The 20,193-nt window shown below is 58.6% G+C and carries 17 protein-coding genes and 1 other RNA gene; 5 read left to right on the plus strand and 13 right to left on the minus strand.

Features of this window, described 5'->3' with window-relative positions:
* Positions 1-4: 4 nt before the first annotated feature.
* From greA to dapB, 4 genes are all read right to left on the minus strand, one after another.
* A complete protein-coding gene (gene greA, locus CFN46_RS10670; protein ID WP_024952142.1) occupies positions 5-481 on the minus strand; it encodes a transcription elongation factor GreA in 477 nt (158 codons plus the stop codon).
* On the minus strand, positions 478-3,708 hold the full coding sequence (gene carB / locus CFN46_RS10675; RefSeq protein WP_024952141.1) for a carbamoyl-phosphate synthase large subunit: 3,231 nt from the start codon (positions 3,706-3,708) through the stop codon (positions 478-480). Before carB ends, greA begins: the two co-directional genes overlap by 4 nt.
* Positions 3,709-3,776: 68 nt before the next feature.
* Positions 3,777-4,922, minus strand: a complete 1,146-nt coding sequence (carA, locus tag CFN46_RS10680) for a glutamine-hydrolyzing carbamoyl-phosphate synthase small subunit (RefSeq protein WP_176426462.1) — start codon at positions 4,920-4,922, stop codon at positions 3,777-3,779.
* A gap of 576 nt (positions 4,923-5,498) precedes the next feature.
* Entirely contained in the window at positions 5,499-6,305 is an 807-nt protein-coding gene (gene dapB / locus CFN46_RS10685) for a 4-hydroxy-tetrahydrodipicolinate reductase (protein WP_024952139.1), read from the minus strand.
* Between the two features lie 202 nt (positions 6,306-6,507).
* Here dapB and CFN46_RS10690 point away from each other — a divergent pair, with 202 nt between their 5' ends.
* Positions 6,508-7,533 (plus strand): esterase-like activity of phytase family protein, encoded by a 1,026-nt coding sequence (locus CFN46_RS10690; RefSeq protein ID WP_024952138.1) that lies wholly within the window; start codon positions 6,508-6,510, stop codon positions 7,531-7,533.
* 109 nt (positions 7,534-7,642) lie between these two features.
* Here the strand turns inward: CFN46_RS10690 and dnaJ are convergent, their stop codons facing one another.
* The 3 genes from dnaJ to grpE all read right to left on the minus strand — a co-directional run bounded on the left by dnaJ (position 7,643) and on the right by grpE (position 11,721).
* Complete coding sequence (dnaJ, locus tag CFN46_RS10695) at positions 7,643-8,785, minus strand: molecular chaperone DnaJ (protein WP_024952137.1); 1,143 nt, start codon at positions 8,783-8,785, stop codon at positions 7,643-7,645.
* A 169-nt stretch (positions 8,786-8,954) separates the two neighbouring features.
* The gene (gene dnaK, locus CFN46_RS10700; RefSeq protein WP_088743542.1) at positions 8,955-10,877 is read right to left on the minus strand and encodes a molecular chaperone DnaK; all 1,923 of its coding nucleotides are present in this window, start codon (positions 10,875-10,877) and stop codon (positions 8,955-8,957) included.
* Between the two features lie 214 nt (positions 10,878-11,091).
* A complete protein-coding gene (gene grpE / locus CFN46_RS10705) occupies positions 11,092-11,721 on the minus strand; it encodes a nucleotide exchange factor GrpE (RefSeq protein ID WP_024952136.1) in 630 nt (209 codons plus the stop codon).
* A 375-nt stretch (positions 11,722-12,096) separates the two neighbouring features.
* Here grpE and recN point away from each other — a divergent pair, with 375 nt between their 5' ends.
* Positions 12,097-13,767, plus strand: coding sequence for a DNA repair protein RecN (gene recN, locus CFN46_RS10710; protein ID WP_088743543.1), 1,671 nt, complete (start codon positions 12,097-12,099; stop codon positions 13,765-13,767).
* Between the two features lie 160 nt (positions 13,768-13,927).
* Here recN and fur read toward each other — a convergent pair whose 3' ends face one another.
* Positions 13,928-14,350 carry a ferric iron uptake transcriptional regulator gene (fur, locus tag CFN46_RS10715; RefSeq protein WP_035159798.1) on the minus strand — a complete coding sequence of 141 codons (423 nt, stop codon included), beginning with the start codon at positions 14,348-14,350 and terminating at the stop codon, positions 13,928-13,930.
* A 78-nt stretch (positions 14,351-14,428) separates the two neighbouring features.
* Here fur and CFN46_RS10720 point away from each other — a divergent pair, with 78 nt between their 5' ends.
* Entirely contained in the window at positions 14,429-14,857 is a 429-nt protein-coding gene (locus tag CFN46_RS10720; RefSeq protein ID WP_024952134.1) for an outer membrane protein assembly factor BamE, read from the plus strand.
* Between the two features lie 87 nt (positions 14,858-14,944).
* Here CFN46_RS10720 and CFN46_RS10725 read toward each other — a convergent pair whose 3' ends face one another.
* On the minus strand, positions 14,945-15,259 hold the full coding sequence (locus CFN46_RS10725) for an RnfH family protein (RefSeq protein WP_024951455.1): 315 nt from the start codon (positions 15,257-15,259) through the stop codon (positions 14,945-14,947).
* Between the two features lie 59 nt (positions 15,260-15,318).
* A complete protein-coding gene (locus CFN46_RS10730) occupies positions 15,319-15,750 on the minus strand; it encodes a type II toxin-antitoxin system RatA family toxin (RefSeq protein WP_024951456.1) in 432 nt (143 codons plus the stop codon).
* Positions 15,751-15,912: 162 nt separating this feature from the next.
* On the opposite strand from CFN46_RS10730, the gene smpB reads away from it, so the two are divergent.
* Positions 15,913-16,389 carry an SsrA-binding protein SmpB gene (gene smpB / locus CFN46_RS10735; protein ID WP_024951457.1) on the plus strand — a complete coding sequence of 159 codons (477 nt, stop codon included), beginning with the start codon at positions 15,913-15,915 and terminating at the stop codon, positions 16,387-16,389.
* 123 nt (positions 16,390-16,512) lie between these two features.
* Positions 16,513-16,868, plus strand: a transfer-messenger RNA (tmRNA) gene (ssrA, locus tag CFN46_RS10740).
* 90 nt (positions 16,869-16,958) lie between these two features.
* Here ssrA and CFN46_RS10745 read toward each other — a convergent pair.
* From CFN46_RS10745 to CFN46_RS10755, 3 genes are all read right to left on the minus strand, one after another.
* Entirely contained in the window at positions 16,959-17,843 is an 885-nt protein-coding gene (locus CFN46_RS10745; protein ID WP_084487985.1) for an ABC transporter ATP-binding protein, read from the minus strand.
* 104 nt (positions 17,844-17,947) lie between these two features.
* Complete coding sequence (locus tag CFN46_RS10750) at positions 17,948-19,051, minus strand: iron chelate uptake ABC transporter family permease subunit (RefSeq protein WP_084487986.1); 1,104 nt, start codon at positions 19,049-19,051, stop codon at positions 17,948-17,950.
* A 102-nt stretch (positions 19,052-19,153) separates the two neighbouring features.
* Positions 19,154-20,122 (minus strand): iron ABC transporter permease, encoded by a 969-nt coding sequence (locus CFN46_RS10755; protein WP_217897819.1) that lies wholly within the window; start codon positions 20,120-20,122, stop codon positions 19,154-19,156.
* Positions 20,123-20,193 lie beyond the last annotated feature (71 nt).

Raw genomic sequence — 20,193 nt, forward strand, 5'->3', positions numbered from 1 at the left:
CACTTTAGATGTAATGCACTTCGGAGATCTCATACTCCACATCGCCACCCGGTGTACGCACGACCACCACATCACCTTCTTCCTTGCCGATCAACGCACGCGCAATCGGTGAAGTGACGGAGATCTTGCCATCCTTGATGCTGGCTTCATCTTCGCCAACGATGCGATAGCGCACTTCACTGTCATCATCGAGGTTCATCAGGTCCACGGTAGTACCGAAGATCACCTTGCCCGTCTTCGGCAACTTGGTGACATCGATGACCTGGCAAATCGACAACTTGCCTTCGATCTCCTGAATACGCCCTTCAATAAAACCTTGCTGCTCGCGTGCCGCGTGGTACTCGGCATTCTCCTTGAGATCACCATGTTCACGCGCGACTGCGATGTCAGCGATGACCCGCGGGCGATCCGTGCCCTTGAGGCGCTCAAGCTCCTTGCGTAGGCGATCTTCGCCCTCAACGGTCATCGGACTTCTGCTCATATCATGACTCCTGCATGCATATCCTGGAGACGACGAACCTTGACATCATTACCGTATGCAAGCGCCATGCACACGGCATTGGCGCCTGCCAGCGTTGTGGCATAAGGCACCTTATGCCCCAGCGCAGTGCGGCGGATCACGGACGAGTCATTGATGGCCTGACGCCCCTCAGTGGTGTTGACGATGTAAGCGATCTCGCCGTTCTTGATCATATCGACGATATGCGGCCGCCCCTCGAACACCTTATTGACGGGTTCAACCTCGAGCCCGGCAGCGGCGATAACCTCTGCCGTGCCGCGGGTAGCACAAAGCGTAAAGCCTAATGTTACCAGAGAGCGGGCTACCTCGATAACGCCCGCTTTATCGAACTCGCGTACTGACAGAAATGCCTTGCGATCGCCAGATAGTGCCGGGATGGCTTCACCAGCCCCCAACTGTGCCTTGTAGAAGGCCTCGGCGAAGGTATCACCAGAACCCATCACTTCACCGGTCGACTTCATTTCCGGCGACAGGATCGGGTCGACGCCCGGGAACTTGGCAAACGGCAGCACCGCTTCCTTGACACTATAGAAGGTCGGCACGATTTCCTGAGTGAAGCCGATGTCTTCCAGCGTCTGACCGGCCATGCAGCGCGCGGCGATCTGCGCCAGTGACTTGCCGATGCACTTGGAAACAAACGGTACGGTACGCGAGGCACGCGGGTTGACCTCGATGACGTAGATCACGCCATCCTGCCAAGCCAGCTGGACATTCATCAAGCCAACGACGTTCAGCTCCAGCGCCATGCGCTTGACCTGCTCGCGCATCTCTTCCTGCACATCAGCCGGCAGCGAATACGGCGGCAATGCGCATGCCGAGTCACCGGAGTGAATACCCGCCTGTTCGATGTGCTGCATGATGGCACCGATCACGACCTGCTTGCCGTCGGAGACGGCATCGATATCGACCTCGATGGCAGCATTCAGGAAGTGGTCCAACAGTACCGGCGAATCATTGGACACCTTGACCGCGTGCGTCATGTAGTTCTCGAGCTCAGACGCCGAGTAGACAATTTCCATCGCACGACCGCCCAGCACGTAGCTAGGACGCACCACCAGCGGATAGCCGATAACCTCTGCCTTGACGAAGGCTTCCTCGAAGCTGCGCGCAGTGGCGTTTTCCGGCTGGATCAGACCGAGCTTCTCGATCATCTTCTGGAACCGCTCACGGTCTTCCGCACGGTCAATGGCGTCCGGCGTGGTACCGATGATCGGCACACCCGCGGCTTCCAGCTCACGCGCCAGCTTCAGCGGCGTCTGGCCACCGAACTGAACGATGACACCGACCGGCTTTTCCTTGTCGGCGATTTCCAGCACATCCTCAAGCGTCACCGGCTCGAAGTAGAGGCGATCAGAGGTGTCATAATCGGTGGAGACGGTTTCCGGGTTGCAGTTGACCATGATGGTCTCGTAGCCGTCTTCGCGCATAGCGAGAGAGGCGTGGACACAGCAGTAGTCGAACTCGATGCCCTGACCGATACGGTTCGGGCCGCCTCCCAGCACCATGATCTTCTTCTTGTCGCTGACCTCTGCCTCACACTCCTCCTCGTAGGTGGAGTACATGTAGGCAGTATCAGAAGCGAACTCGGCAGCACAGGTGTCAACACGCTTGTAGACCGGACGGACACCCAGATTCTGACGATGACGACGCAGAGCCTTCTCGGACACCCCCATCAGGCGTGCCATACGCGCGTCACTGAAGCCCTTGCGCTTGAGGCGATAGATGCGATCAGCATCGATATCACCCAGCGACAGGCTGGCGATGTCGCCTTCCAGTGCGACCAGGTCGGCCAGCTGCACGAGGAACCAGCGATCGATATTGGTCAGGCGGAATATCTCTTCGATATCCAACCCGGCACGCATGGCGTCGGCGATATAGAAGATACGCTCAGCACCGGCGGCCTGTAGCTCACCCTTGATACGCGCCATGCTCTCGTCGCTGAAGTCTTCGACAATCGGATCGAGGCCATCGACGCCGGTCTCCATGCCACGCAGCGCCTTCTGCAGAGACTCCTGGAAGGTACGACCGATGGCCATGACTTCGCCGACCGACTTCATCTGAGTAGTCAAACGATCGTTGGCCTGCGGGAATTTCTCGAAGGTGAAACGCGGAATCTTGGTGACGACATAATCGATGGACGGCTCGAAGGACGCCGGCGTCTTGCCACCGGTGATGTCGTTCTGCAGCTCGTCCAGGGTATAGCCGACCGCCAGCTTGGCCGCAATCTTGGCGATCGGGAAGCCCGTCGCTTTCGACGCCAGTGCAGAAGAGCGCGACACTCGCGGGTTCATCTCGATGACGACCATACGGCCAGTATCCGGGCAGATGCCGAACTGGACGTTGGAACCACCGGTCTCGACACCGATCTCACGCAGGACAGCCAGCGATGCATCACGCATCAACTGGTATTCCTTGTCCGTCAGCGTCTGCGCGGGTGCCACGGTGATGGAGTCGCCGGTGTGCACGCCCATCGGATCGAAGTTCTCGATGGCACACACGATGATGCAGTTGTCGTTCTTGTCACGAACGACCTCCATCTCGTATTCCTTCCAGCCCAGCAACGATTCGTCGATCAACAACTCGCGCGTCGGCGACAACTCGAAGCCGCGATGACAGATCTCCTCGAACTCCTCACGGTTGTAAGCAATGCCGCCACCGGAACCGCCCATGGTGAAGCTGGGACGAATGATGGACGGGAAGCCTAGCTCAGCCTGAATTTCCCAGGCTTCTTCCATGGAGTGAGCGACCTTGGCTTTCGGGCACGCCAGACCGATTTTCTTCATCGCCTTGTCGAAGCGATCACGATCTTCGGCCTTGTCGATGGTGTCGGCATTGGCACCGATCATCTCGACGCCAAACTTCTCGAGCACACCCTCGCTTTCCAGCGCCAGCGCACAGTTCAGTGCAGTCTGGCCGCCCATGGTCGGCAGAATGGCATCTGGACGCTCTTTCTCGATGATGCGCGCCACGGTTTCCCAGGTAATCGGCTCGATGTAGGTCGCATCGGCCATCGCTGGGTCAGTCATGATGGTCGCCGGATTGGAGTTGACCAGAATGACCCGGTAACCCTCTTCGCGCAGGGCCTTGCAGGCCTGAGCGCCGGAATAGTCGAATTCGCACGCCTGGCCGATGACGATAGGGCCGGCGCCGATGATCAGAATGCTTTTCAAGTCTGTACGTTTCGGCATGTCTCTTCCCGCAATGATCTGGTGACTGAACTCAACGGTAAATCAGGCCATGTGGGCCTGTGATCGGCTCAGCGTCGCGCACGCATCATGTCGATGAAGCGATCGAACAAAGGGGCGACGTCTTGCGGGCCGGGGCTGGCTTCCGGGTGACCCTGGAAGCTGAAGGCCGGGCGATCCGTACGCTCGATACCTTGCAGACTACCGTCAAACAGCGACTTGTGCGTCGCACGCAGACTAGCTGGAAGACTGGCTTCATCGACCGCAAAGCCGTGGTTCTGGCTGGTGATCATCACGATGCCGCTGTCGAGATCCTGCACCGGATGGTTGGCACCGTGGTGGCCGTGCCCCATCTTGACGGTCGTCGCGCCAGAAGCCAGTGCCAGCAGCTGATGGCCGAGACAGATGCCGAACACCGGAGTGTCAGTCTCAAGCAGCGCGCTGATAGCTTCGATGGCGTAGTCGCAAGGCTCCGGATCACCCGGGCCATTGGATAGGAAGACACCATCCGGGTTGAGTGCCAGCACATCGGCGGCCGGTGTCTGGGCCGGCACGACCGTCAGGCGACAGCCACGTGAGGCCAGCATGCGCAGGATGTTGTGCTTCACGCCGTAGTCATAAGCGACTACGTGGAAGGGGCGCTCGGACTCGCGGGTATCAGCATAGCCGGCTCCCAGCGTCCACTCGCCTTCGTGCCATTCAAACGACTCGCTGCATGACACTTCCTTGGCCAGATCCATACCTTTCAGACCCGGGAAGGCGCGTGCCGCTTCCAGCGCGCGCTCAACCGCACCTTCGCCCTGAGCAGCCTCCCCCGCCAGAATGGCGCCATTCAGCGAACCCTTTGCACGCAGAATGCGCGTCAGGCGACGCGTATCGACATCAGCGATCCCGATCACGTTCTCATCACGCAGATATTGATCGAGAGAGCGAGTAGAGCGGAAGTTGCTAGCCATCAGCGGGAGGTCGCGGATAACCAGGCCAGCAACAGCAACGTGATCGGACTCATTGTCCTCATCATTGATGCCGGTATTACCGATATGGGGGTAGGTCAGGGTGACGATCTGTCGGGTATAGGAGGGATCTGTCAGGATTTCCTGATATCCCGTCATGGCGGTATTGAATACCACTTCGCCACTGGTCTGCCCATCAGCACCGATGGCGCTGCCGTGAAATACACTGCCGTCTTCCAAGGCTAGTATCGCGGGTTTGATCAACGCAACGTCCTCCCCATAGTGTCCACTTTCCTGCCCGGAATCCGCGGTCGAACACCGGACATGCTGCTTGTTTATCGTGCCTGGCTTACGCCGAGCCTGTGTCTCGCAGCCACTCATCTGTCATGTGTCACACACCTGACAGATGCGGCAAATTCAGGTTGCAAAAAAGCGGGACGAAACCGAAAAATCAGGTTTCATCCCGCTTATTATCATTCTTCGGAATGCCTCTGGCCCGTATGTGGCCAAATTGGGTAGAGATTACCGGAATTTGGCGGTTCTAGCCACCCCGAGCACGGAGTGAAAACAAGCGACAGCGCCCACTATACGGACGTTTCGTCACTGTAGTCAGGTTATCGGGATCACGAATTTCCATTCACCTGCCCACACGACTCATTGATAACGCCATTTGATGATGACTCTGGCCATGAGAAGCATGCCTTCTGATCACATCTTGACGGAGTCGACAGCTTTCAAAAAGTCGTCAGCCGCGCTTGTTAATGCCATGAAGGGATAGCCGTCGTTATCGGAGGCGCCTGTGACTCCCGGCAACTCACTTCACAAGCACGGCCACACATCTCACTTCAGGCCCAGCACGTCCTGCATGTCATAGCGGCCGACCTCGCGACCTGCTAGCCAGCCTGCCGCTCGTACGGCCCCCTTGGCAAAGGTCATACGACTAGACGCCTTGTGAGTAATTTCGATACGCTCGCCTTCCGTCGCGAACATCACGGTATGCTCACCCACGATATCGCCAGCACGCACAGTGGCAAAGCCGATCTCCTTGTCAGTACGCGGTCCACACTGGCCTTCACGCGCAAAGACACCGTGAGTTTCGAGATCGCGCCCAATAGCATGCGCCACAACTTCCCCCATCGCCAACGCCGTGCCGGATGGCGCATCGACCTTGTGCCGGTGATGCGCTTCGATGATCTCAATGTCATAACCGGCATCACCCAGCGCACGCGCGGCGGTTTCCAGCAGCTTGAGTGTCAGGTTCACGCCAGAGCTCATATTGGCCGCAAACACGAACGGCACGCTCTCGCGATAGCTATCGAGCTGAACCAGTTGCTCAGGAGAGAAACCTGTCGTGCCGATCACCATGCGCTTACCATGCTCAGCGCACAGTGCGAGATTCTCAAGCGTCACCTGCGGTGCAGTGAAATCGATCACGACATCGAACTCGTCGATGACAGTCGCGAGACCCTCACTGGCGAGTACACCCAGGCGCCCTTGACCAGCCAGTTCACCGATATCGACACCGGTCAGCGAGCTGCCCGCTTCGACCACACCCGCGGCCAACGTCAGCTCGTCGACAGCCCCAACGGCCTCGACCAGCGTGCGTCCCATGCGTCCGGCGACGCCCATGATTGCGATACGGGTCATGCTGACTCCTGCACATTATTGCCAATGATGACGGACGCACCTGCTGGATGCGTCGCATGTTCTGGCACCGAGTATATCAGCCGCCTGCTTCCTTGGCTGACGTCATGTATAGGTGACGATTACGCGCTGGAGTATCACCATGCTGGGGTTCATTATCGTGTTGTGACATTCTCTTTATCATCGCTCAGCCTTCGGAGTCAGCATGCCTGCACTTCATCGCACTGCACGTGTCTCCTGCCGCCAGATTATCGCCGTCAGCATTCTCGTTGCGCTCGCCAGCCTACTTGGTGCCTGCGGCGTACATCCGCGCCCTTATACACTGGCCGCACCAGAAAAAATGGCCGACATTCCCGAAATTCAGTGGTGCGGCACCCTCAAGCTGCCCGGCAAGTGGCTGGACGGCACTCCAGTGGGCGGGCTCTCTGATATCGGGTGGGACCAGGATGAGTCCTTGCTGTACGCCGTCTCGGACCGTGGCTGGCTTCACCGCCTGCGGCTCGCCTTCCGTCATGGTGAGTTGATCGGTGCCAAGGCGCTCAAGACTTACACACTGCGCGATGAAACTGATATCTCTCTGCAAGGTACGCTGAGCGACGCTGAAGGCATGCAGCTGCTACATAGCGATAATGATCGCCGCGGTGATACACGACTGGCCATCAGCTTTGAGCAACAGCCTCGCGTCGAGCAGTTCTTGCCCAGCGGCCTGGCAGTCCACGAACCTATCTCGCCTAATGGTGCACGCGGAGCAGCCCCGAATCATGGAATGGAGGCTTTGGCACTTCATCCACAGTACGGGCTGATAGCGGGTCTGGAGTCCACGCCTGAAAATATGAGTGAAGGCACTACGCGACTCTTCACCGTTGATGGAAAATACGAGTGGACCTATCCACTAGCAAGCGATAGCAACTCCAGCCTGACGGCCATGGAAATGCTGCCGGATGGCGACATGCTAATGCTGGAGCGGGCTTTCTCGCCGCCCTTCCCACTCATTATCAGTCTACGCCGCGCGCATCTTGGTGACCCCGGCACTCAGGTCGAGGTGCGCACTCTCGCCCGCCTGTCGACTGGTGAAGGCTGGTCACTGGATAACTTCGAGGGATTGACACGCATCAATGGCAATCGCTTCCTGATGATCTCGGACGACAACTTCAGCTCCTTCCAGACCACACTGCTGAGTTGTTTCGCGGTGATCGAACCCGAGGCCTTTACGCACCCTGACGAGAAGTAAGCACTCAGCTTTTATCGCTCACCAACATCCTATCGAGCAGACACAAAAAAGCCCCGCCTCCCGAGCAATCGAGAGGCGGGGCTTTTACATGCAGCCTGAAGGCAGCGGCCTACGGCTTCATGTCTTCGAAGAACTTCTTCACGCCATCGAAGAAGCTATTCTCTTTCGGCGAGTGGCTCTTGCCGGTATCACCGAGGCTCTGCTGGAACTGACGTAGCAGCTCCTTCTGTTCCTCGTTGAGGCTAACAGGAGTCTCAATGACCACCTTGCACAGCAGATCACCTGCCGGACCGCCACGCACTGGCTTGACGCCCTTGCCACGCAAGCGGAACAACTTGCCTGTCTGGGTCTCAGCCGGGATCTTGAGCACAACGCGCCCATCGAGGGTCGGCACCTTGAGCTCACCACCCAGCGCAGCATCGACGAAGCTGATCGGCACTTCGCACTGCAAGTGACGGCCATCGCGCTTGAAGATCTCATGTTCGCGCAGATTGACCTGCACGTAGAGATCGCCCGCGGGGCCACCATTGATACCGCCTTCGCCTTCGCCATTCAGACGAATGCGGTCACCGGTATCGACACCCGGCGGAATCTTGACGGATAGCGTCTTGGATTCCTGCACGCGGCCTTCACCGTGACACTTGCGGCATGGCACGCTGATCTTCTCGCCACGACCGTGACAGGTCGGACACGCCTGCTCAACTGCAAAGAAGCCCTGCTGCATGCGTACCTTACCCATGCCGTGACAGGTCGGGCAGGTTTCCTTGCTGGAACCCGGCTCGGCACCATCGCCGTCACAGTGGCCACACGCTGCAAGACGCGGCACGCGGATATCGACCGTCGTGCCAGCAACAGCCGACTCCAGATCGATATCGAGGTTGTAGCGCAGATCGCTACCACGCTGCGGTGCATTCGGATTACGACGACCACCGCCGCCACCGAAGATGTCACCAAAGACATCGCCGAACACATCACCGAAACCACCGGCACCGCCGCCAAAGCCGCCACCACCACCGCCCGCTTGACCATCGACACCGGCATGACCGAACTGGTCATACGCAGCGCGCTTGTCAGCATCGGACAGAACTTCATAGGCTTCTGACACCTCGCGGAACTTGTCCGAGGAGGTTTCGTCGTCCGGGTTACGGTCAGGATGATGCTTCTGAGCCAGGCGCCGGTACGCCTTTTTGATGTCCTTGGTGTCGGCGCCACGCTCGACACCAAGCACTTCGTAATAATCACGCTTGGACATGGATCAGGTCCGCCTGGATTGCTGGCAGCCTCAGGCTGCCGATCTGTTCTGGAATTCCGGTTTGCACCGGTGACTCGCGGCTGGCGCCATGCGCAACCGATACAAACAACAACGCGGGACACCTTCGCAAGGCTCCCGCGCTGTCGTCAGACGTCTATCAAGAAATCACTCAGGACTTCTTGTCGTCGTTGACTTCCTCGTACTCGGCGTCAACCACGTCATCGTCCTGCTTCTGAGCAGACTCGCCTTCGGCTGCCTGCTCGCCCTGAGCACTCTGCTCGGCGTAAAGCTTCTGCGCCAGGTTGCCGGAAGCTTCGGTCAGCGCGTCCAGCTTGGACTGGATAGCATCCTTGTCATCGCCCTTCAGCGCTTCTTCAAGCTCAGAGATGGCCGTCTCGATAGCTTCCTTCTCGCTGGCTTCTGCCTTGTCACCGGCTTCGGTCAGTGTCTTCTTGGTCGCATGGATCATGCCGTCGGCCTGATTGCGCAGCTGGACCATTTCCTCGAACTTCTTGTCTTCGTCCGCGTTGGCCTCAGCGTCGCGCACCATCTGTTCGATCTCTTCGTCGGACAAGCCGCTAGAAGATTTGATGACGATGGACTGCTCTTTACCGGTGGCCTTGTCCTTGGCGGACACGTTCAAGATACCGTTGGCATCCAGATCAAAGGCAACTTCGATCTGCGGAACGCCACGCGGTGCCGGCGGAATGTCAGCCAGATCGAAGCGACCCAGAGACTTGTTCTGTGCGGCTTGCTTGCGCTCACCCTGCAGGACATGGATGGTCACCGCGCCCTGATTGTCGTCAGCGGTGGAGAACACCTGAGACTTCTTGGTCGGGATGGTGGTGTTCTTCTCGATCAGCGGGGTCAGCACGCCACCCATGGTCTCGATGCCCAGCGTCAGCGGAGTCACGTCGAGCAGCAGCACGTCCTTGACGTCGCCACCCAGCACACCGCCCTGGATGCCGGCGCCAACAGCGACCGCTTCATCCGGGTTGACGTCCTTGCGAGCTTCTTTACCGAAGAACTCAGCCACCTTGGACTGGACCAGCGGCATGCGCGTCTGACCACCGACCAGAATCACGTCGTCGATTTCAGCAGCTGTCAGGCCAGCATCAGCCAAAGCGGTCTTGCACGGCTTCAGCGAGCGTGCGACCAGCTCATCAACCAGAGACTCAAGCTTGGAACGAGTCACCTTGACGTTCAGGTGCTTCGGGCCGGTGTTGTCTGCAGTGATGTACGGCAGGTTGACGTCAGTCTGCTGGGCGCTGGACAGCTCAATCTTGGCCTTCTCGGAAGCTTCCTTCAGGCGCTGCATGGCAAGGTTGTCGCCAGACAGATCGATGCCACTATCAGCTTTGAACTGATCCACGAGGAAGTTGATCAGATACATGTCGAAATCTTCGCCACCCAGGAAGGTATCGCCATTGGTGGCCAACACTTCAAATTGGGTTTCGCCGTCAACATCAGCAACTTCGATGATGGAGATATCGAAGGTACCGCCACCCAAGTCATAGACAGCGATGGTCTTGTCACCACGAGACTTGTCCATGCCATAGGCGAGTGCGGCTGCCGTCGGCTCGTTGATGATGCGCTTGACTTCAAGGCCCGCGATACGACCGGCGTCCTTGGTCGCCTGACGCTGGGAGTCGTTGAAGTATGCCGGCACGGTGATGACGGCTTCGGTCACTTCTTCGCCCAGGTAGTCTTCGGCGGTCTTTTTCATCTTCTTGAGGATTTCCGCACTGATCTGCGGCGGTGCCATGCGCTTGTCTTTTACCTGGACCCAAGCATCGCCATTGTCAGCTTCGACAATCTTGTACGGCACCATCTTGATGTCTTTCTGAACCACATCATCCTTGAACTTGCGACCGATCAGACGCTTGACCGCATAGAGAGTGTTCTCCGGATTGGTCACTGCCTGGCGCTTGGCCGACTGACCCACGAGGATCTCGTTGTCGTCGGTGTAGGCAACGATGGACGGCGTTGTACGGCCGCCTTCAGCGTTCTCGATGACCTTGGTCTTGTCGCCGTCGAGCACTGCCACACAAGAGTTGGTAGTACCCAAGTCAATACCGATGATGCGTCCCATAATCATATACCTCGAATCTGTTGCTAGCCTGAAAGATAAATCTGGATGTCGGTACCTTGTATCGGTACCTGAACTTGCTTCAATAGGTGGGGTCACGTGCTGGGGTTTCAAGGGCCGTGATTGCATTTTTTATCTGCATAATCACCCCTCAGCCCCCGTAGGGCGGGCATATGGTCCTTCCTCAACCAATAGACCCACCTCCCCACACCGCGCTCTAAGGCGCCTTGCTGACCGCCACCATGGCCGGACGAACAAGACGACCGTTCAGGGTGTAGCCCTTCTGCATCACATCGATGACGCTATTCGGCTCGGCATCCGGGGATGGCACCATTGCAACCGCCTGATGGTATTCCGGATCGAAGGGCTCGCCATGCGGGTCAAGCTGCTCGACGCCGGACTTGACCAGAGCATCCAGCTGCATTTTCAAGGTCATCTCAATGCCCTCGATATGCGTCTGGGCTGCCTCATCGCTGCTCATGGATTCGAGCGCCTTTTCAAGCGAGTCGATCACCGGCAGCATTTCCTTGATGAACTTCTCCAGCGCGAACTTGCGCGCCTTCTCGGCTTCCTGCTCCGCACGGCGACGCGAATTCTGGGCGTCAGCTGCGGCACGCAATGCCTGGTCTTTCGCTTCCTGTACAGCCTGCTCCAGCTCTTCAACCTGAGCGGCCAACATTTCGGCTTCCGGGTTGTCGACCAATGCACCTTCACTTTCGGAGGCGACATCATCGGCATCCAGCACATTGTCGATCACTTCACCTGCCGGTGTTTCCGGCTGCGGCTCGGCTTCACGATCGGCGCGCTGAAGCTCTTCATCCATCGGGGTCTGCGGGTCCTGAGCCATGCTGATCTCCTGCGGGCCGACGTCTGTGCGCCATTGCCCTCGTTCGCGGCCTGCTGATACTGCCGCGTAAACATGCTGCGGCGAATGACATACAGGCAGGCCATGAGTTGCCTGAAAGAGCAGCAAGGCAAAGCCATTGCTGCCAACCAAAAGCTGTCTGGGCTTCTATATGGGGACAGCACCTTGCTTCTCAAGTCTTGACGGCCGCTTTTCTCTTTCAGGTGCCGTGCGTGGATTGAAGGACACCGAGGTCTGCTGTATAAAAAGCCATATGCACTGTATAAACATACTGTATAGCGACGGCATCGCTTACTCGCGATTTAAATCACGGGTCCTGCCTTGCACGGTGCGCCCCAGCTTCCCCCGGAGGTAGTCATGCTGCTCCAGCTCGCCATTCACGACTTTGCCATTGTCGAGACATTGGAACTCGATTTCCGACGTGGCATGACCGCCATCACCGGTGAGACCGGTGCCGGCAAGTCCATCCTGCTCGGCGCGCTCGGCCTGTGCCTGGGCGAGCGCGCCGACGCCGGTAGCGTACGCCACGGCGCCGAGCGGGCCGACATCATTGCACGCTTTGACATCAGTGGACTGGCCGAAGCTCGCCAATGGCTGGATGAGCGCGAGCTTGGCAGCGACGACTGCTTGCTGCGCCGTGTCATCACGGCCAGTGGCCGCTCCAAAGCCTGGATCAACGGCACGCCCTGCACCATCAGTGACTTACGCGAGCTGGGAGAGTGTCTGATCGACATCCACTCACAGCACGCCCACCACTCGCTACTCAAGGAAGAGACGCATCTGCGCCAGCTGGATGAGTATGCCGGCCTCGAGCCTCAGACAGCTCAGCTACGCGAAGAATTCCGGCAATGGCAAGACGCACATCGGCGGCTCAAACGCATGAGCAATGACGGCGACGAAATACGTGCGCGCCGGCAACTGCTGAGATATCAGGTAGAAGAACTCGACGAACTCGCACTGAGCGAGGGGGAGCTTGAGGCGCTGGAGCAGGAGCAGGAAACTCTGGCCAATGCCGAGCAGACTCTCGAAGAAGCACAAGCCGCTGTCGATTGCTGTGATCACGATGACGAGGGCGCGCTGGTGCGGATCAATCAGGCCGTGACTCGCCTGACGCACTTGCCGGGCAACGAACGAGGCGCACTGGCCAGCGCCCTTGGCATGCTGGATGAAGCACGTATCCAGATTGAGGAAGCCGCACGCGAATTGCATCGCTTCATCGAAGTCACTGAGCTCGACCCCGAGCGTCTCGCCTTTGTCGATGAACGCCTGGGGCGCATTCACCAGATCGCCCGCAAGCATCATGTCATGCCGGACGAACTGCATGGCCTGCATCAACGTCTGAGCGAAGAACTGGAAGGGCTCGGTGGAGACGAAGACGCCATCGAAGTACTACGCGAAGAAGTCGCCAGTCGCCGCGATAGCTGGAAGACATTAGCCACCGAGGTAGGATCCCGACGTACCGCCGCCGCTCCCAGCCTTGCCAGTGACATTCAAGATCAGCTGGCCTTTCTTGGCATGGCCAAGGCGACCTTCGAAGTCGCCATTGAGGCGCGTGAGCGCCCGCAGCCAGAAGGTATGGAGCGCATCCACTTCCGCATTAGCGCCAATCCGGGGCAACCACCCCGCGCACTGGCCAAAGTGGCCTCTGGCGGCGAGCTGTCACGCGTCTCCCTGGCGATTCAGGTCGTCGCGGCGAGTCGCTCAACGATTCCCAGCTTGGTGTTCGATGAGGTGGATGTCGGTATCTCTGGTGCCACGGCGGAGATTGTTGGCCAGTTACTACGCCGCCTGGGTGACAAAGGGCAAGTGTTAACCGTTACTCACCTGCCGCAGGTCGCTGCACAGGCACATCAGCATCTGCATATCGAGAAGCAGGCCGAGAACAACAACACTCGTACTCACATGGAGTTGCTGGACGAGAGCGGTCGAGTGCGTGAGCTGGCACGCATGCTAGGGGGCATTCACCTATCCGAGCAGACCCTGGCTCATGCCCGCGAAATGCTAGGTGCCACCGACAGTCGCCATTAACCCGGCCAATCGGTACCTATTGAGCCAAGCGGCGCAGTCCATTCGTCGCACAGACACTTATCCTTCAGACACACAAACGGCCACCCTTTTGGGGCGGCCGTTTGTGTGTCTGCCTGGCGTGTCAAACACCTACCGCTCGTCATCCCTGACACGATACGCGTTAGCTGTCGCTCTTTGTGCCCTTGGGGCGCACATAGAGAACCAACGCATGCTCGACCAATTCGTAACCGTGCTCCTCGACAATCTCACGCTGACGGCGCTCAATTTCAGGGTCACAGAACTCTATGATCTCACCGCTGTCCAGACATACCATGTGGTCATGGTGTTCTTCCTGGGACAACTCGAAGACAGCATGGCCGCCATCGAAGTTGTGGCGCATCACCAGTCCAGCAGTTTCGAACTGGGTGAGCACACGATATACCGTCGCCAGGCCGACATCTTCGCCAGCCTCCAGCAACGCTTTATACACGTCCTCGGCACTCAAATGTCGATCCATCGATTTCTCGAGGATCTGCAGGATCTTGACTCGCGGTAAGGTTACCTTGAGCCCCGCCTTGCGCAGTTCATGGTTCTGATCGGCCATGCTGGGGTACTCTTCGCAGTCGCTTGATGTATCAGGTATGATCGGCCAAGGCAAAACGATAGGGAATCTTCAGGGCAAATGCAAAACTTGATCAAAACAGTCGCCTTTTGCAGCGCCCTGTCGCTGCTCACCGGGTGCAGCTACTTCAGTGTCTACAAACGCGATCTTCCTCAGGGCAACCTGATAAAGCCGGAAATGGTTGAACAATTGAAGCCGGGCATGAGCCGTGAGCAGGTCATCTATGTGATGGGCTCGCCGTTGCTTACCGCTCCCTTCAATGAGAGTAGCTGGGACTACGTCTATCGGCTCAAGAAAGCTGACGGCGACATCATCAACAAGCGTGTGACGCTGACGTTCGATGGCGATGCACTGTCTACCATCACCCCGAGTGGCGAGATTGGCCAAGAGACCGTCATTGTGCCGGATCTGGACATTGACCCACGCGCTGCACAGCCTAATCGTGCCGAGAGCAAGGCAGGCGCAGCTGACCTGCCTGATGAACGCTGATCACTGATTAGTCAGTACTCGCACTTGCAGTACTTACGCGTAACAGGGCACCCATGGGTGCCCTGTTACGCGTTATATCATCCTCGCCTACGACGACGTGGCGCTCGCGGCCTTATCAGCTCGACGCTTACGCGCCAGCTTCGGATCAGTGATCAGCGGACGATACACCTCGACTCGATCGCCTACCGCCAGCACATGCTCCTCCGGCTTGCGCAATGACTTGCCGAAGATGCCCAGGTCTGCCTCGAGAAAGACTTCGGCACTGAGCGTCGGGAAATGTTGCTCCAGATGCGCCATGCGCACAGCGTCACGCGCCGTAGTACCGGGCGCTACTGCCAACGATACAATCTTCTGCTTCTCGGGTAGCGCATAGGCCACCTCGACCGTGATTCTGTCGCTCATGTCTGTTCCTTGTCTCGCGCTTACCGCACCCATATCTATAAAGCGGTTTCAGGACGCGCTTATCGGTATATCTGATCAGCCCGGCGCGTAAATGCATCAACCATCTGCCCTGCAACCTGACTGAACAATTTGCCGAAGGCCATGCCCAGCAGACGATTACTGAACTCGAAATCGAGCGCCAGTGAGACCTTGCAGGCACCCTCACCCAGCGGCGTGAATAGCCAGCGCCCCTCAAGGCGCTTGAAGGGGCCGTCCACCAGGCTCAGCTCTATCCGCTCCGGAGCGAAAAGATCATTGCGGGTCACGAAGCTTTGTTCCATGCCCGCCTTGGACAGGGTCAGCTTGCCCTTGAGGTGATTCTCATCGCGTTCCAGCAATACTGCATTGCTGCAGCCGGACAGGAATTCGGGGTAACGCTCGAAATCATTGACCAGATCGAACATCGCCTGGGCCGAATGCCTTACCAGGGCAGACCGGTTGACCGTAGGCATCTAGCTCTCCGCTGACTTGGATACGCAGCATGCGTATCATGAACAATGGGCCGGCGCATGATGTGCCGTCTGGCCTTGAATGGTAACACGCCTCCCCCCATCCAAAAGGATGCACCGCAACCCCGTCGGGCAGCGGCAGGAGCAAACGACTAACGAGGCAACATGGGCAAGAAAAAGAAACCCGAACAGGGCGGCAACATGATCGCCCAGAACAAGAAGGCACGCCACGAGTACCATATCGAGGAAGTCTTCGAGGCGGGTCTGGTACTGGCGGGCTGGGAAGTAAAGGCGCTACGGGCCGGCAAGGGTCAGCTGACAGACACCTACATCGTGATCAAGAATGCTGAAGCCTGGCTATTGGGTTGCCATATCCATCCGCTGGAGACCGTCAACACTCACGCAGTGGCCGATCCACAACGTACCCGCAAGCTGCTGCTGCACAAGAAACAGATTGCGCGCATCTTCTCGCGTACTCAGGACAAGGGGCACACCTGCGTACCGGTCAAGCTGTACTGGAAGAATGCGATAGTGAAGTGTGAAATCGCCTTGGTGGAAGGCAAGAAAATGCACGACAAGCGTGCCACCGAGAAAGACCGCGACTGGAACCGTCAGAAAGCCCGTATCTTGCGTGATCGATAATGGCGGCATGAGACTGTCGTCGCCGGCAAGCTCCTGTCAGGTCAGAAAATTTTCCTGAAAGCTTGAACTGGCGTAGCACAGTCTCCACCTGTTATAGTGAACGTGTTGTTGCAAGACAGTTATGGGGGCGTTCTGGCATTCGACGCTGGTGGCAAACCCTGAGGTGCATGCCGAGATCGTAACGTATCTCGTAAATAAAACGTTGCAAATTATATAGTCGCAAACGACGAAAACTACGCTCTAGCTGCATAAGCTGCTCATGATACCGTTGCGCCTGTTCAAGGTGGATTGAGAACGAGCCCGTATAAACAGGATCGTCCTGATCGACGTCTCTAAAATCAGGGTTAAAACTCAGAGAATCGCATTGCTGTAGCCTGTCCATTGGCGATAGTCGTGTTAAACCAAATAATGAGACTACGCATGTAGAGCCGAAGGCGGAGTGCCGGCGGACACGGGTTCGACTCCCGTCGCCTCCACCATATCCGTTACAGAAAGGCCTCCCTTCGGGGAGGCCTTTCTGTTTTCAGATGAAAATTTCCTGTCAGCTCAATGATGGATGACGTTACGCATCACGTCGCGCTGCCACTCAGACGCTCGTGGGTACGGCGTACGCCGATCAGCAGCGGCGTACCGGTATCGGGGTCTGGTATCAGGCGACACTCGACGCCATACAGCTGACGCACCAATGCTGGCGTCACCACCTCGGCCGGTGGTCCTTCGGCAATCACGCGGCCCGCGTGCATGGCAACTAGGTGGTCGGCATAACGACAGGCACTGGCCAGGTCATGCACGACCATGACAATCGTCTTGTCCTCAACGTGAGCCAGCCGCTGAATCAGTTCAAACACCTCGATCTGATGCCCAAGATCCAGCGCAGACGTCGGCTCATCCAGCAATAGCAGCGGCGTCTGCTGCGCCAGTGCCATGGCAATCCAGGCACGTTGGCGTTGCCCGCCTGACATTGAAGACAACTCGCGCTCCGAGAGGCTCTCGATATCTGCGGCCACCATGGCGGCGGTCACGACGCTCTGATCCTGTTGCGACCACTGACTCAGTGCCCCTTGATGAGGCTGACGCCCGAAGCGCACCAGCTCATGCACGGTAACGCCTTCCGGAGAATGCGTCTCCTGGGGCAACAGAGCGATACGCTGTGCCACATCACGCCGCTTGAGGTGCTGGATATCCTTGCCTTCCAGCAGCACGGAGCCAGATTCCGGCAGCTGCAAACGAGCCAGTCCCGCCAGCAGGGTCGACTTGCCACAGCCGTTCGGCCCGACGATGGCCGTGACCTTGCCGTCCGGCAGTCCCAGCGTCAGCCCATCAATCACCTTGACCCGCTGCTTGCGTACGCCATATCCCAACGTTAGCGCATCGGTCTTCAGAGTCGGTGCTAGTGACAGGTGAGATGCGCAGTCCTGCTGCGCGGGGGAGTACTGCTTGGCATCGACGCTCATGGCGCGCTCTCCTGAAACGTCATTGATCACTGTACCGTTCTTAGCCACAGCGGCCTGTCGACAGGTCACTCCTGTCGACAAAAATTGGGGGGCTTTGGTATGGATCAGCGAGGGCTACGCAGCAATATCCATAGCAAGTAGGGGCTACCGACCACTGCCATCACGATACCTACCGGTACTTCCAGTGGGGATAGAAGCGTGCGCCCAGCCAAATCCGCCAGCACCATGACGAGCGCCCCCGCCAATGCCGATGCCAGCAGTGGCACTCCTTTGTGGCGAGACAGATAGCGCGCAATTTCAGGGCCCACCAGCGCCACCATACCTACCGGCCCCGCGACAGCTACTGCCGCAGCCGTCAGCACGACGGATAGCCACAGAATCATCAGACGCATGCGAGCGACAGGTAGCCCCAATCCCGTTGCTACTCGGTCCGTGAAGCGGAGTGTATTCAGCCCCCGCCCCAACCATAGTGCCAGTGGAAGCCCAATCAGCATGGCAATCCCTAGCCAAATGACTGAATTCGCATCGCGGGCGTTGAGGCTACCCACCGTCCACGGATAGGCATTGTTGGCTACATCGATAGAGACACGCGCCAGCATCAGCTGGGTGCCTGCGCCGAACAGTGCACCGACGCCAATGCCTGCGACAAGAAAACGATAGCCTCGCGTACCGATGCCGCCCGACAACCCGAAAGCGAGCGCCATGGCGACGACGGCGCCGCTGAGTGCCATCGCGGGGGGAGCAATCGATGCGCCTAACCCCACCACCGATGCGACCGCAAATGCCGTGGCACCATTGTCGATCCCGATGATGCCTGGCGTCGCCAACCGATTGCCGGCCAATGTCTGCATCAGACATCCCGCAAGCGCGAAGGCAGCCCCTGTCCCCATGCCGGCCAGCAATCGGGGCAGCCGCAGCTCCTGAACGACAAAGACGTGCATGAATTCCCCGATGCCAAAGATGGCTTTGAGCGCATCCAGCAGATCAAGTCCCGCACTGCCAAGTGTGAGTGACGCAAGGCTGGACATCAGCAGCGCAGCCAATAGTCCACAGGCCGCAAGAAGCGGCGCGCGATACACCAGCAGCGACACAGCGCCCCAACGCCACCATAAGGTACCAGCGGGAGCACTCGCGATAGACAAGGGAGAGGTAGGCGTAGATACCGCCGAACAGAACGTCGGGGATCTATACAGTTTTGTTTCAGGCATCAACGGTTCCAGATATCAGCGGTTCCAAACATCAACAACGCACAGGATCAGTCACACAAGGACTCAGCGGCTCAGGTGACATCGCCATCGCGGGCCGTCACTTCACAGCGTGGGCAGGCGCCGCGCACGCACCACGGCAATCAGCACCGGGGCGCCGAGCAGCGTGGTCAGGACGCCCAGCGGCAGTTCCGACGGCGGCACTACCAACCGTGAGATCACATCGGCCGTCAGCAGCATGGTCACGCCCAGCGGCAGGCACAGCCATAAAGTGCGGCGGATGTCTGCTCCACACAGTGCGCGCGCCACATAGGGCACGGCCAGGCCGACAAAAGCCACCGGGCCCGCCAGTGCCGTCGCGGCCCCGACGAGCAGTGCGACCACCAATATCGTGATCTGCCGCACTCGCTCTGGCCGATGACCAAGACCGCTCGCCACCTGCTCGCCCAACACCAGGGCGGCCAACGGACGCGCCAGCCACAGCGTCAGCACAACTGCCAGCAGCAGGCTGGGCAGGCAGTGGTAGAGCGCACTCAGTGAACGGCCCGCCAGGCTGCCCACCACCCAGAAACGAATCTCGTCGGCGGCACGCTGGTCAATCAGCAACACCAATGACGTCAATGCGACCAGCAAGCTGGAGAGCGCTGCTCCCGCCAGCACCAGGCGAACCGGATCCTGTCGGGCCCCACGCACACGTACCGTACTCATGACGAACAGACAGCCCAACAACGCGCCACTCTGGGCCACGATCACGTGCATGCCTGCGGCCTCAATGCCCAGCAACAACGCCACGGCGACCGCAAAGGAAGCGCCGGCACTGACACCCAGCAATCCCGGCTCAGCCAGCGGATTGCGCGCCACGACCTGCATCAGCGCGCCACCACAGGCCAGCATCATGCCCACGACAATGCCGATCAGCGTCCGCGGCGCGCGTAGTTCAGAGACGACAAAGCGTGCTTCTTCACTGCCCTGCCCCATCAAGGCCTTCAGTGCCTGCATAGGCCCCACCTGTCCCGCTCCCCACAACAGGCTTGCCAGGCAGGTCAACAATGCGATCGCACAGGCCAGCGGCATCACCTTCCACAACGCAAGGCGTCCAGTGACCTTGCGAGTCGCCGGAGCCGAGTCGGCCATCGGTACTGCTG

The organism is Cobetia sp. QF-1 (genome assembly GCF_002213105.1).
Taxonomy (GTDB): Bacteria; Pseudomonadota; Gammaproteobacteria; order Pseudomonadales; family Halomonadaceae; genus Cobetia; species Cobetia crustatorum.

Coding starts and splice junctions, on each gene's coding strand:
- CFN46_RS10690 (WP_024952138.1), top strand. CDS start 6,508: ATGCCTGCACTTCATCGCACTGCACGTGTCTCCTGCCGCCAGATTATC.
- recN (WP_088743543.1), top strand. CDS start 12,097: ATGCTGCTCCAGCTCGCCATTCACGACTTTGCCATTGTCGAGACATTG.
- CFN46_RS10730 (WP_024951456.1), bottom strand. CDS start 15,750: ATGCCTACGGTCAACCGGTCTGCCCTGGTAAGGCATTCGGCCCAGGCG.
- CFN46_RS10755 (WP_217897819.1), bottom strand. CDS start 20,122: ATGCCGCTGGCCTGTGCGATCGCATTGTTGACCTGCCTGGCAAGCCTG.
- grpE (WP_024952136.1), bottom strand. CDS start 11,721: ATGGCTCAGGACCCGCAGACCCCGATGGATGAAGAGCTTCAGCGCGCC.
- dnaK (WP_088743542.1), bottom strand. CDS start 10,877: ATGGGACGCATCATCGGTATTGACTTGGGTACTACCAACTCTTGTGTG.
- dapB (WP_024952139.1), bottom strand. CDS start 6,305: ATGACCCGTATCGCAATCATGGGCGTCGCCGGACGCATGGGACGCACG.
- carB (WP_024952141.1), bottom strand. CDS start 3,708: ATGCCGAAACGTACAGACTTGAAAAGCATTCTGATCATCGGCGCCGGC.
- fur (WP_035159798.1), bottom strand. CDS start 14,350: ATGGCCGATCAGAACCATGAACTGCGCAAGGCGGGGCTCAAGGTAACC.
- CFN46_RS10750 (WP_084487986.1), bottom strand. CDS start 19,051: ATGCCTGAAACAAAACTGTATAGATCCCCGACGTTCTGTTCGGCGGTA.
- smpB (WP_024951457.1), top strand. CDS start 15,913: ATGGGCAAGAAAAAGAAACCCGAACAGGGCGGCAACATGATCGCCCAG.
- greA (WP_024952142.1), bottom strand. CDS start 481: ATGAGCAGAAGTCCGATGACCGTTGAGGGCGAAGATCGCCTACGCAAG.
- CFN46_RS10725 (WP_024951455.1), bottom strand. CDS start 15,259: ATGAGCGACAGAATCACGGTCGAGGTGGCCTATGCGCTACCCGAGAAG.
- CFN46_RS10745 (WP_084487985.1), bottom strand. CDS start 17,843: ATGAGCGTCGATGCCAAGCAGTACTCCCCCGCGCAGCAGGACTGCGCA.
- dnaJ (WP_024952137.1), bottom strand. CDS start 8,785: ATGTCCAAGCGTGATTATTACGAAGTGCTTGGTGTCGAGCGTGGCGCC.
- CFN46_RS10720 (WP_024952134.1), top strand. CDS start 14,429: ATGCAAAACTTGATCAAAACAGTCGCCTTTTGCAGCGCCCTGTCGCTG.